The organism is Rhodococcus sp. IEGM 1302, assembly GCF_030056935.1.
Classification (GTDB): Bacteria; Actinomycetota; Actinomycetes; order Mycobacteriales; family Mycobacteriaceae; genus Rhodococcus_F; species Rhodococcus_F qingshengii.
The window spans coordinates 868,599-881,118 of the sequence record NZ_JASHKY010000001.1 but is presented as its reverse complement, the minus strand read 5'-3'; the positions used below and the strand labels follow the sequence as shown (position 1 = coordinate 881,118).

General features: G+C 62.5%; 11 protein-coding genes. 7 read left to right on the top strand and 4 right to left on the bottom strand.

Annotated features, from left to right (window positions below; genetic code table 11):
• Positions 1-30: 30 nt before the first annotated feature.
• The 3 genes from QM609_RS04250 to QM609_RS04240 all read right to left on the bottom strand — a co-directional run bounded on the left by QM609_RS04250 (position 31) and on the right by QM609_RS04240 (position 2,480).
• A complete protein-coding gene (locus QM609_RS04250) occupies positions 31-483 on the bottom strand; it encodes a MaoC family dehydratase (protein ID WP_050654612.1) in 453 nt (150 codons plus the stop codon).
• A gap of 67 nt (positions 484-550) precedes the next feature.
• Entirely contained in the window at positions 551-1,297 is a 747-nt protein-coding gene (locus tag QM609_RS04245; RefSeq protein WP_003940169.1) for a GntR family transcriptional regulator, read from the bottom strand.
• A gap of 31 nt (positions 1,298-1,328) precedes the next feature.
• Complete coding sequence (locus tag QM609_RS04240; RefSeq protein ID WP_003940468.1) at positions 1,329-2,480, bottom strand: acyl-CoA dehydrogenase family protein; 1,152 nt, start codon at positions 2,478-2,480, stop codon at positions 1,329-1,331.
• A gap of 200 nt (positions 2,481-2,680) precedes the next feature.
• Here QM609_RS04240 and QM609_RS04235 point away from each other — a divergent pair, with 200 nt between their 5' ends.
• The 3 genes from QM609_RS04235 to QM609_RS04225 are packed head-to-tail and all read left to right on the top strand — an operon-like array spanning position 2,681 to position 5,803.
• Positions 2,681-3,556 carry an HpcH/HpaI aldolase/citrate lyase family protein gene (locus QM609_RS04235; protein WP_050654611.1) on the top strand — a complete coding sequence of 292 codons (876 nt, stop codon included), beginning with the start codon at positions 2,681-2,683 and terminating at the stop codon, positions 3,554-3,556.
• Complete coding sequence (locus tag QM609_RS04230) at positions 3,553-4,551, top strand: MaoC family dehydratase (RefSeq protein WP_050654610.1); 999 nt, start codon at positions 3,553-3,555, stop codon at positions 4,549-4,551. Before QM609_RS04235 ends, QM609_RS04230 begins: the two co-directional genes overlap by 4 nt.
• Before the next feature lie 31 nt (positions 4,552-4,582).
• The gene (locus tag QM609_RS04225) at positions 4,583-5,803 is read left to right on the top strand and encodes a CoA transferase (protein ID WP_050654609.1); all 1,221 of its coding nucleotides are present in this window, start codon (positions 4,583-4,585) and stop codon (positions 5,801-5,803) included.
• A gap of 66 nt (positions 5,804-5,869) precedes the next feature.
• On the opposite strand, the gene QM609_RS04220 is transcribed toward QM609_RS04225, so the two are convergent.
• Positions 5,870-7,027: an acyl-CoA dehydrogenase family protein gene (locus QM609_RS04220; RefSeq protein WP_003940617.1), complete on the bottom strand. Its 1,158-nt coding sequence runs from the start codon at positions 7,025-7,027 to the stop codon at positions 5,870-5,872.
• Between the two features lie 195 nt (positions 7,028-7,222).
• Here QM609_RS04220 and QM609_RS04215 point away from each other — a divergent pair, with 195 nt between their 5' ends.
• From QM609_RS04215 to QM609_RS04200, 4 genes are all read left to right on the top strand, one after another.
• Positions 7,223-8,686, top strand: coding sequence for an MFS transporter (locus QM609_RS04215; RefSeq protein WP_174519483.1), 1,464 nt, complete (start codon positions 7,223-7,225; stop codon positions 8,684-8,686).
• Positions 8,687-8,820: 134 nt separating this feature from the next.
• Positions 8,821-9,951, top strand: coding sequence for a thiolase family protein (locus QM609_RS04210; RefSeq protein ID WP_050654608.1), 1,131 nt, complete (start codon positions 8,821-8,823; stop codon positions 9,949-9,951).
• A 54-nt stretch (positions 9,952-10,005) separates the two neighbouring features.
• Positions 10,006-10,770 (top strand): SDR family NAD(P)-dependent oxidoreductase, encoded by a 765-nt coding sequence (locus QM609_RS04205; RefSeq protein WP_003939944.1) that lies wholly within the window; start codon positions 10,006-10,008, stop codon positions 10,768-10,770.
• Between the two features lie 41 nt (positions 10,771-10,811).
• Positions 10,812-12,467, top strand: coding sequence for a class I adenylate-forming enzyme family protein (locus QM609_RS04200; protein ID WP_050654636.1), 1,656 nt, complete (start codon positions 10,812-10,814; stop codon positions 12,465-12,467).
• Positions 12,468-12,520 lie beyond the last annotated feature (53 nt).

Sequence of the window (12,520 nt, the reverse complement as noted above, 5' to 3'; positions counted from 1 at the left end):
GAATCTCGTTCTGGAAGAATGGAAAAGGATTCAGGAGACCAACAGGCGCACGGTATCCGCTACCAGCGCAGGTTTACCCGCTCCTTCGATTTCGATCGTGTACCGCACGACTATCGTCGCGCCCTTCGAGGTGCGCTCGAAGGAAAGAATCTCCGCACCTGCCCGCACCGAAGAACCGACCTTGACCGGTTCGGGGAATCGCACCTTGTTGCTTCCGTAGTTCACGGTCATGGAGATTCCGTCGACACGCATCACCTGAGCGCCGAGCACCGGCAACAACGAGAGAGTCAGATAGCCGTGGGCAATGGTGCCGCCGTACGGACCCTGCGCTGCGCGCTCGGGATCCACGTGAATCCACTGGTGATCCTCGGTGGCGTCGGCGAACTTGTCGATCCGATCCTGTGTGACCGGGAACCACGCGCTGTAGCCCAAGTGCTCACCGACAGCCGTCTCTACTTCGTCGATTCCGTTGAAAATTCGCATAGTTCTCTCCTGAAAGGTGTTGAACAGCAAAGAAAAGTGCAGCGCTAATGTGCGCCGCGGCGCAGCGTCAATGTGCGCCGCGGCGCAGCGTGACCCGATACGTGTACTGCTCCGGCAAGAAATAGCTCACCGACAACTCGTTGGCAACGCCCTGCGCGTTGGAGTACAAACGGTCCACCCGCAACATGGCGTGGCCGATTTCGCAATCGACGTCCCTGGCAACGTCCGCCGTGGCCGGGGACACCGTGATCGATTGTGCTGCTTCGACAATCGGACTGTCGATCAGCGGTTCCAGCAAGCCGATCACCGTATTGGCGCTCACCGCACCGGCCGCCATGGCGGGCAGGTCGATGATCTGCCGCGCGATCGCCTCCGGCAGATGCGCCGTCGTCTGCACGAACGGAACTCCCTCGTGTATCCGCCGGAAGACCACGGTGTACACGACGTCGGTGTCGAGCCGAAGCCGACTGGCCGCCTCGATGTCCACGCGCCGTTGCAGCGGTGACACAACTTCCATCGTCGTGTCCCGCGAAAGGTTCATGAGATCTTCGATGGATCCGAGATGACGGAGATAGCGGCCGCTGTTCTCGGTCACGAACGTTCCGCGCCCGGGTACTCGGTACACGATGCCCTCGGCAACCAGATCGTGAAAGGCTCGGCGGACCGTCTGCCGACTCACGCCGTGATGCTGCGCCAGTTCGGATTCGGTGGGCAGTTGAATGCCGTCGCGGTAGGTACCGGCAGAGATCTGCTGACGAAGCTCACGAGAGAGGCGTTGGTACGCCGGCTCCGTCTCTCTTTCCTTACCGCTCATAGCGACATGATCCTACTTGCTCACCGATCCGTCACAGACCGCCGCGGGCAACCAGCTGCGAAACGATCACGTTGCGCTGAATTTCGTTGGTTCCCTCCCCGACGATCATCAGTGGTGCATCACGGAAATACCGCTCGACGTCGTACTCCGTCGAATAGCCGTAACCGCCGTGGATGCGGACGGCGGACAAAGCGATTTCCATCGCCACCTCGGAGGCGTACAGCTTGGCCATGCCTGCCTCCATGTCGCACCGCTCGCCGCTGTCGTACATCTGCGCCGCGTGCCACGTCAGCTGCCGTGCGGCCGTCAGCTTCGTTGCCATGTCGGCGAGGTAATTGCCGATCGACTGGTGCTTCCAGATCGGCTGGCCGAAGCTCTCGCGCTGCTGCGCGTACGCAAGTGAATCCTCGAGTGCGGCCGTGGCGACGCCCAGTGCACGGCAAGCCACCTGGATACGGCCGGTCTCGAGCCCCTTCATCATCTGACCGAAACCCTTTCCGGGAGTACCGCCCAGAATGGCCGACTCGGAGATGCGGTAATTGTCGAAGGACAGTTCACAACTCTCGACGCCCTTGTATCCGAGCTTCGGGAGGTCGCGGGAGACGGTCAGCCCTTCGCCGTGCTCGACGAGAACGATCGAGATGCCCGCATGACGAGGGCTTGCGCTTGGATCGGTCTTGCACAGCAAGGCGATCACGCCGGATCGGCGGGCATTGGTGATCCATGTCTTGGCGCCGTTGACGACCAGATCTGTGCCGTCGCTCTTGGCGTTGGTTGTCATGGCCTGCAGATCGGAACCTCCGCCGGGCTCGGTGAGGGCCATCGTTGCCCGGATCTCGCCGGTTGCCATTCGCGGCAGGTACTTCACCTTCTGTTCTTCGGTACCGAACAGCGAGATGAGCTTGGCGACCACAGTGTGCCCGCCCATCGCTCCCGCCAGGGACATCCATCCGCGCGACAGTTCTTGCGTCACCTGCGCATAACAGGGCATGGACACCGGCGATCCGCCGTACTCCTCGGGAATCGCGAGCCCGTAGATCCCGATCTGCTTCATCTGATCGATCCACTTCTCGGGATACTCGTTCGCGTGCTCCACCTCCTGGACCGTGGGCTTGACCTCTCGGTCGACGAACCGGCGCACGGTTTCGATCAGGAATGTCTCTTCGTCGTTGAGCTTGAGCATGAATCCGCCTCGACTTGAAATAAGTTTGTACGGCCATATTTCGATATTGTTCGCGCAATGTCAATACCGCGCCTTGACATCGATACGCAGCAACTGCCAGCATCGAGGCAGTTCGGTGCACATCAACGCCGTTCACGGCAGCTCATCCACTTCACAACTGGCCGTACATTTGATTTCCAGATCGAGGTAATCGACACACTATGGACGAGAACCACTACCGCGCCACCAGACATCGCGCGTCCCTGGTCGCGCCGGGTTCTGACGAGCGCAAGGCACGCAAAGCACTCTTCTCGAACGCAGACGAGGTGATTCTCGACCTCGAAGATGCCGTCACTTCGGCGAACAAGGACCTGGCGCGAACCCTCGTGAGCACCTTGGTGCACGAGTTCGGTAGGGCGCGCACCATCTCGGTCCGAATCAACGGCCTGACCACACCATGGGCCCGCGACGACCTGATCGCCTGCGGCGCCCTCGGAGAATCGCTGACGAGCGTGATCGTCCCGAAGGTCGAGTCCGCCGACGAACTACTCGAGGCCGAGCACATCCTCTTCACTGCCGGTGGGCACCACACCACCCTGCAAGCCCTGATCGAAACTCCGCTCGGCGTCCAGAATGCCGACTCCATCGCCCGCGCGACTCCTCGTCTCCAAGCCGCAATCATCGGATACGCCGATCTCGGTGCAGCGCTCGGCCGTTCACGCTCGGCACTGCCTGAACACTGGCTTGCCGTCCAGGACAGAATCCTGATCGCCTGCCGCGCAGCCGGCGTCGCAGCCATCGACGGGCCCTTTCTCGGCATCACCGACGACGACGCTTTCCGCCGCGCCGCGCACTGGACCAGCGCTCTCGGGTTCGACGGCAAATGGGTCATCCACCCGGCGCAGATCGACTCGGCCACTACCGCATTCACTCCTTCGGACGACGCCGTCAATGACGCCCGACGGGTACTGACCGCACTCGAAGAAGCCGAAACCCTGGGTTCGGGTGCCGCCCAACTCGACGGCCAGATGCTCGACGAAGCTGTGGCCGTAGCAGCGCGTCGTACGCTTGCCCGAGCCGAAGGAGTCACCGTATGAGCGAGCACTACGTGGGAGGCCCGTACTTCGACGAGCTCACCCATGGACAGATCTTCGACGAAGCCCCCGCGGTGACGTTGACCAGTGGACTCGCCGCCTCCCATCAGGCGATCCTCGGTGACCGCATGCGCCTGCCTCTCGACGCACACTTGTCGTCGAGCGTCACGGGTTCCGGTGCACCAGTGGCAAATCCAGGACTGGTCACCGACATCGCCATCGGCCAGTCAACCGTGGTCACACACCACGTCAAGGCGAACCTCTTCTACCGTGGACTGCGATTCCACCGTTTCCCGGTACTCGGCGACACCCTGTACACGCGCACCGAGGTTGTCGGTCTACGCGAGAACTCGGCCAAGCCGGGACGCGGCGCCACCGGACTTGCCGCGCTACGGATGACGTCTGCTGATCAGAACGGCAACACGGTCCTCGACTTCTACCGCTGCGCCATGCTCCCCCTGAGCCCCGACCCGATCGAGGCGAGAACTCGCCACGCCGACGACCTCGGGGCGATCGGTCCGTCCGAACCGGCTCCGTACGTATCACCTGACGGTTGGGACCTCGACACGTATCGAGAGCGGGTACCCGGCAGGCACTTCGATTCCGATTTGGTGGGCTCCGTCTTCCACAGCAGCGGCGACGTCGTCTCCAGCGCACCCGAACTTGCCCGGCTGAGCTTGAACATCGCAGCGACGCACCACGACGATCGCGTCGGCGCCCACGGTCGCCTCGTCTACGGCGGCCACACCATCGGGATCGCACTCGCCCAGGCGACTCGCGCTCTGCCCAACGTGGTGACGGTTCTCGGGTGGCACTCGTGCGATCACACCGGACCCGTTCACGAGGGCGATACCCTCACGAGCGAACTGCACGTCGAAAACTCGTCGCCCCTCGAACACGGAACCGCAGTGCAACTGCGTTCGCTCGTGTTCTCCCACAATGCTTCTGCGACACAAACTCCGGTTCTCGACTGGTGTTTCACCGTGTTGATGGCATGAGCACACACTCTTCTATCATGGAGGACCACACATGACTCAGAGCCCAGGCCCGCTGTCCGGGCTTCGCATCGTCGAGGTCTCGAGCTTTGTCGCCGCGCCGCTGTGCGGACTGACGCTCTCCCAACTCGGCGCCGAGGTGATCCGGATCGACCCGATCGGAGGTGCCTCCGATTACAACCGCTGGCCCGTCACAGACAAGGGCGAGAGCATCTACTGGACCGGACTCAACAAAGGCAAACGGTCACTGTCAGTGGACATGCGCGCCGAACGCGGCCAAGAACTGATACGCCAACTGGTCACGGCGCCGGGACCTGGCGGCGGAATCCTGGTCACCAACGCCGGCGGCCGTAAGTGGATGAGCCACGACTCCCTGGCCCAGTTGCGTAGCGACGTCATCACCCTCGAGATCCTCGGACGCCGCGACGGCAGCCCCGGAGTCGACTACACGGTCAACGCCGCCTTGGGATTTCCACAGATCACCGGCCCCGCCGACTACGCCGGAGTTGTCAACCACGCACTGCCCGCCTGGGACGTCGCATGCGGGCTCTACGCCGCCCTGTCGATCACTGCCGCAGTGCGCCAACGTGACTCGACCGGACATGGATCTCGGATCACGCTCCCACTCGAAGACGTCGCATTGGCCACCGCGGGAACCCTCGGTTACCTCACCGAGGTACAAGTGAACGGTCGCAGTCGCGAGTCCGGCGGAAACGCCGTCTACGGCACGTACGGAATCGATTTCGTCTCCAGCGACAACGAACGGTTCATGATCGTTGCACTCACTACCCGCCATTTCCGCGACCTCGCGTCGGTCACCGGCACCACGGCGGCTGTCGAAGCTGTCGAAGCTGCACTCGGAGCCGACTTCTCCACCGAAGCGGATCGCTACCGTCATCGAGAGGTACTCACTGCTCTGTTCTCACATTGGTTCCGGGAACACAGCGGCGCCGAGATCGCTGCAGCGCTGGACACATCGTCGGTTCTGTTCGAGAGGTACCGCAGTTTCGAGGAAGTGGTGAAATCTGGCGAACTGGAGAACAACCCGATGTTCTCCGCACTCGATCAACCTCGAATCGGAAGCTACCTGGCTGCCGCCAATCCTGCCTCGTTCGACGGCGCACACCTGGGTACCGGACCCGCCTCCGAGGTCGGCGGCGATTCGATCGCGGTGCTCGCCGACATCCTCGGAACCAACGCCGATCACGCCTCGACGCTGATCGCGGACGGCGTCGTCGGGGTTCCGGCGAACTGACCTACCCGGAAGATGTTTTCGGCCTCGGAACATTTGTTCCGAGGCCGAGAACATGTCGAGAGTGCGTCAGAGACCAAGATCCTTCGCGATGATGGTCTTCATGACTTCACTTGTGCCACCGTAGATTCGTGTGACACGCGTGTCTGCGTAAAGACGCGCGATGGGATACTCGGTGATGTAGCCGTACCCGCCGTGCAATTGGAGGCACTTGTCGATCACTCGACCTGCCGCCTCGGTGCAGAACAGTTTCGCCTTCGCTGCGTCGGGAATCGTCAGAGTGCCGCGGTCATGACATTCGAGTGCGTTGTCGGACACCAGCTGGATGGCATCAACCTCGGTAGCGCATTCGGCCAGAACGAATTTGGTGTTCTGGAAGGCCGCGACCGGCTTGCCGAACACCTTGCGGTCCTTGACGTAGTCGATGGCAAAGCGAAGCGCTGCACTGGCAGTGGCGGCCGCTCCGAACGCGATGGTCAACCGCTCCTGAGCCAGGTTGTGGGTCAGATAGCTGAAGCCGTCGCCCTCTTCTCCGAGTCGGTCCTCGACGGGCACCTTGACGTCGACAAACGAAAGCTCCGCAGTGTCGGAGGTCTTGAGCCCGATCTTGTTGATCTTGCGCCCCACCGAGTATCCGGGCGACGACGTATCGATCACCAGAATCGACAACCCCGTGCGCCGGTTCTCCGCTGTGCTGGGCGCGGTACGGCACACCACCAGGACGCGGTCGGCAAGTACTCCACCGGTGATGAACGTCTTGGAACCATTGACCACGTAGTGCGTACCGTCCTCCGACAGCTTGGCCGTGGTCGCGATGTTCGCCAGATCCGATCCTGTTCCCGGTTCGGTCATCGCAATCGCGAACATCAGATCTCCGGAAGCGAAGCCCGGCAACCAGCGGCTCTTCTGTTCTTCGTTCGCGTACTCGAGCAGGTAGGGCAGGATCAGGTTCGTATGCACCGACTGCGAGCCGAATGACGCCCCGGCGGCAGCAACTTCCTCGGCGACGACGACGTTGAACTTGAGCGACTTCTCGCCGCCTCCGCCGTATTCTTCCGGCACCTGAATTCCGAGTACGCCCAGCTCTCCGAGTCGTCGGTAGAAGTCACGGGGCGGGTGACCGTCCTCTTCCCACTTCTCGTGGACCGGGGTTACTTCCTTCGCGATGAAATCGCGAACGGTTGCCCGGAATGCCTCGTGATCCTCGTTGAACACGGTGCGCTGCATGTATGAACTCCAGTCGGTCAAGGGGACAGGGTGATCCTGATCTCACCTTGCCTCAATGTTCCGCATTCGATCCAACACTCATCGGCTATGCGTCCGATAGGGCGTACCAATATGGCCTGACCTGCGATACATAGGCAACCGCTATCGTTCCGATCATCGACGCGACATTGCTCAAAGTGATCCAGAACACGTTGAATGAGTCAGCCGGCAAACACACCACCATCGATCGCTTCGAGGCCGCGCTTCGAGCACGATCGCATCCGCCCACCAGTCTCGAAGGGACGCCACGTGACCCCCATCGCGCCACAGCGTAACGACGTCCAGCCCGAAGCAACAGCAACGCCAGATTCGTCAGCAGTTCCCGTCTTCGGTACCCGCAAGCGTGCGTGGACGATGACCGGGCTCGTCGTTTTCCTCTACATCGTCAACTACGCGGACAAGGCAGTCCTCGGAATCATCGCTCAGCCCCTCGCTCGTGAGCTCGGACTGAAGTCTTCGCAAATCGGCATGGTCGGCTCGCTCTTCTTCCTGATGTTCTGCATCGGTGGATTCCTCGCCGGACCGCTCAACAAGTACCTGACCCTGCGTTGGGCGCTGTTGATCCTGGCCGCAATCTGGTCCGTGGTCATGCTCCCCCTCGTTCTCGGCGCCAGCCTCGCGATGTTGATCGTCTCGCGCATGCTCCTCGGATTTGCCGAAGGCCCCAGTTCGGCGCTGATGCACACCGCGGCGTACTCGTGGCACCCGCCGGCCAAGCGCGGCCTTCCCGGCGCAATGCTCGCCGGATCCGCCTCTGTCGCAAAGATCGCCCTCGCGCCGGTACTGACCTTCATCGCCGTTCATTACGGCTGGCGCGCAGCGGTTCTCTCGCTCTCCGTTCTCGGTCTCGTGTGGATGGGTTGCTGGCTGGCCGGTTGGTCCGAGGGCCCGTACACGAGCAAGGCCGTCAAGGCGACCAAGACTGCAGATACAGAAGCAACCGAGGCAGCCGGGACAGCCACGAAGGCGGTCACCGAGCCCAACGTTCCGTGGCGCAAGATCCTGCTCTCCCGCACGTTCGTCAGCTGCTGCTTCCTCATCGCGACCATCTACGCGCTGACCACCGTCGTTCTCACCTGGTTGCCGTCGTACTTCGAGGTCGGCCTCGGATACAGTGCGATGCAGGCCGGTTCGATGTTCGCGCTGCCCTCGATCGTCGGTCTCGTCCTCATGATCACCTCCGGTTCCGTCACGGACAAGTTGATCGGCCGCGGCTTCACCTCTCGTACGGTTCGCGTCATCGTTCCCTGTGTCGGCGTTCTGATCTGCGGATCGATTCTCCTGTTCCTGCCACAGATCTCCACTCCCATCGTCGCTGTCGCCATGGTCTCGATCGGCTACGGGTTCTCGGCAATCACCTTCCCGCTCATCAACGCTGCGATCTCGGAGCTGTGCCCGCCGCAGCAGACTGCCGGAACGATGGGATTCTTCCTCGCCATCATGTCGATCGGTGGCCTGATTGCTCCTTACGCAACGGGAGTCATCGTGGACAACGCTGCAACCCCGGCCGACGGTTACGCCCAGTCCTTCCAGGCAATCGGCGTCATCGGAGTGATCGCCGCGGTTCTGGTCCTCGTCTTCGCCAATCCCGAGCGCGATCGCAAGCTCATCCGAGGCTGAGTACTCCACGTATAGCCACTCGCTAACAAAGCCATTCACCGAAAGACATTGCCGGGTCGACCCGCTCGTGATCGACTCGAGACACGCCCCGACCGCACAGTCGCAGAACCGGGCACGAACAGCAGGAGAGATACATGCGAGATGCCGTCATCGTCGACGCAGTACGTACACCGATCGGCCGTCGCGGCCGCGCCCTCTCGGAGATCCATCCGGCCGAGTTGTCCGCCCATGTACTGCTTGCGCTCGCTGAACGGACCGGACTCGACGCGGCGACGGTCGACGACGTGATCTGGGGTTGCGTCAGTCAGGTCGGCGAGCAGGCCGGAAGCATCGCCCGCACAGCGGCACTCGCTGCCGGCTGGCCCGACAGCGTTCCCGGCGTCACACTGACCCGGGCCTGCGGATCGAGCCAGCAGGCAGTTTCCTTTGCTGCGGCCACCGTCATCTCCGGTCAGAACGACGTGGTCGTAGCCGGAGGCGTCGAATCGATGTCACGAGTACCGATGGGTACCGCCAGCAAGAACGGTGAGCATTTTCCGGCTTCGGTACTCGAACGCTACGGGGTGGACGGTTTCAGCCAGGGGACCGGCGCCGAGATGATGGCCCGGAAATGGGCACTCACACGAACAGCTCTGGACGAATACTCCCTCCGCTCACACGAACTCGCGGCCCGTGCCACCGATGAAGGGGCATTCACCGGGCAGATCACTCCGATCGCGGGCTTGTCCCAGGACGAAGGCATTCGGCGAGGCGGAAGTGTGGAGTCGCTCGCGAAGTTGCCCCCGGCCTTCGACGCCGACGGTGCCATCCACGCCGGCAACTCTTCTCAGATCTCCGACGGGGCGGGCGCCACACTCGTCACGACCAGCGAGTACGCCCGGGCACGCGGGTGGAAGCCGCTCGTTCGTATTCACACCGCAGTGGTCGCAGCCGACGACCCGGTCATCATGCTCACCGGTCCGATTGCCGCCACCGCAAAGGCATTGGATCGCTCCGGATTGTCCATCGACGACATCGGCGCCTTCGAGATCAACGAGGCATTCGCCCCCGTCCCGCTTGCCTGGCAGGCTGAAACCGGCGCAGCCATCGATCGTGTGAATCCGCTCGGCGGCGCTATCGCGGTCGGCCACCCACTCGGCGGATCAGGTGCGATCTTGATGACTCGCCTGGCACATCACATGCGCGACAACGGAATTCGCTACGGTCTCCAGTCGATGTGCGAGGCCGGCGGCATGGCCAATGCGACCATTCTCGAATTGATCTGACCCGACAACGCTTTCGGGCCGACACGTCATCCAGCAGGAAAGAAGAATTGATCCATGAAACTCGAGGGACTTTCCACCGCGATCACCGGCGGCGCTTCAGGCCTCGGCCTGGCAACCGCTCGACGGCTGCTCGACGCCGGAGCGCAGGTCACGTTGATCGATCTGCCTTCGTCCGACGGTAAGCAGGTGGCGGCCGATCTCGGTGCTGCCGCACAATTCGCCCCGGCCGACGTCACCGACAGCGAACAATTCGCCGAAGCACTCGACGCGGCGCACGAGCGCGGCGGCCTCCGCGGCGTCGTCCACTGCGCGGGTGCCGGGCGTCGTATGCGCATTCTCGACAAGGACGGAAAAGCCGGATCGGTCGAAGATTTCGAGTTCGTCGTCAAGCTGAATCTTGTCGGTTCGTTCAACGCACTCCGTCTCGGCGCCGAGCGGATGGCGGAACTCGACGCCGTGGACGGTGAGCGAGGTGCCATCGTCATGACGGCGTCGGTCGCAGCATTCGAAGGTCAGATCGGTCAGATCAACTACACAGCGTCCAAAGCCGGCATCGTCGGTATGACGGTCACCGCTGCCCGCGATCTCGCCAGCCGCGGAATTCGCGTCAACACCATTGCTCCCGGCATCATGGACACTCCCCTCCTGGCGCGCCTACGCGAAGACGTGCGCACGGCCCTCGAAGCCTCTGTTCCCAATCCCTCACGACTGGGTCGTCCGGACGAGTTCGGCCAGCTCGCCGTCTCGATGCTCGAGAACGGCTACCTCAACGGCGAGACCATCAGACTCGACGGCGCTATCCGAATGGCTCCCCGGTGACGGGCATCAGCGTGATCGCCAATCCACAACTGCGCCACAACATGCACTACCCGGATACCACCATGGCCTACTGGGCACCCAGCATGGCGGCGCTCTACGGTGATCGCCTCGCCGTCGTGGACGGCGAGCGCACGTGCACGTTCCGCGAACTCGGTCAGCGCAGTGCACAATTCGCCGGCGCACTGCGGCAGGCCGGGGTCGGCGTCGGCGATGTCGTGTTGCTACACCTCGGCAACTGCGTCGAGTTCCTCCAGGCCTACTACGGCTGCCTGCAGGCCGGGGCGACAGTCACATTGGTCAATCCGCTGCAGCCAGAACTTGGACTGCGCAAGCAGATCGAGGAGACGTCCGCCGTTGCTGCGGTCACTCAGAGTTCGCAGCTGCACACACTGCTCGCGGCCTCTTCCGGAACCTCCGTGCGTACGATCGTGATGGTCCAGGACACCGAGGGCGCGCTCGACACACCGGAGTCGGTCGTCGCATTCGACGCCTTCATCGCCGATCTACCCACCGAATTCACCCCTGCCTCGGTTCGTAGCGACGACATCGCACACATCGCGTTCACCGGCGGAACCACCGGAGTCTCCAAAGGTGTTCGTGTTCTTCACCGCAACGTCGTCGGCAACATCACGCAGATGTGTGGGTGGAGAACCGGTCACGAGTTGGAAGCAGGTCCTGACGGTCTCGTCACGCCTCGACGCATCGACGGCCTCGACGTGCTCGGTCCGACGCCCGGGACCGGGGCGACCATCGTGGTCTCCCCTCTCTTCCACGCACATTCGTTGCTCAACACGTCGTTCCTGTTGATTTCCGGTCTCACCCAGGTATTTGCCGGTCGGTTCGAACCCGGCCGGATGCTCGAGCTGATCGAAAAGCACGAGGCCACCTATCTCACCGGGTCTCCCGCTATGTGGCACGCACTGTCGGTTCATCCCGACGCTACGGTGCGCAACACCGACAGCGTGTGCGTCGTGTCTTCGGGTGCTGCCCCGATCGACAGTGTCACGCTCGCCGCACTCCGCCGGGCATTTCCCAAAGCGCTCGTCGTCGAAGGCTACGGGCTGACCGAGGCCACCTGTGTGGTCACGGCCGCACCGCTGATCAACGGCTCGGAATATCGGCAGAGCAGCGTCGGCCTCCCGATCTTCGACACCGAAATCCAGATTCGCGATCAGCTCGACCGGAAGACCGTTCTGGGCGAGAACGAACGCGGCGAACTGTGGGTGCGTGGGCCTCAGGTCACCGACGGCTATCTCGGACACCCGGAAACCACCGCAGAACAGTTCGTCGACGGCTGGTTGGACACGGGAGACATCGCGTACCTGGACTCGGACGGATACCTCTTCATCTGTGACCGGGCCAAGGACATGCTCATCTACAAGGGGTACAACGTCTATCCGCGGGAACTCGAAGAGATTCTGGTTTCGCACCCGGCGATCTCGACTGCTGCGGTTGTCGGCCGCGAAGTGGGAAGCAACGGCCAGGAGCCCGTAGCCTTCGTCGTGATGATTCCGGGCGCCGAGTTCGACGCCGAGCAGATCAAAGCGTTCGTCGCCGAGCAGGTGCTGCCGTACAAGAAGATTCGCGAAGTCGTCGAGGTAGAACTCCTTCCGACATCGGCTGCCGGTAAGGTCCTCAAGACCGACCTCCGCTCGAGACTTCTCGAATCCGTCGATCAGAAAGGCGGTTCCAGGTGACGACCTTCGCAGACCTGACGTCGCAACTGCGTGTCCCGGTTCTCGCTTCACCG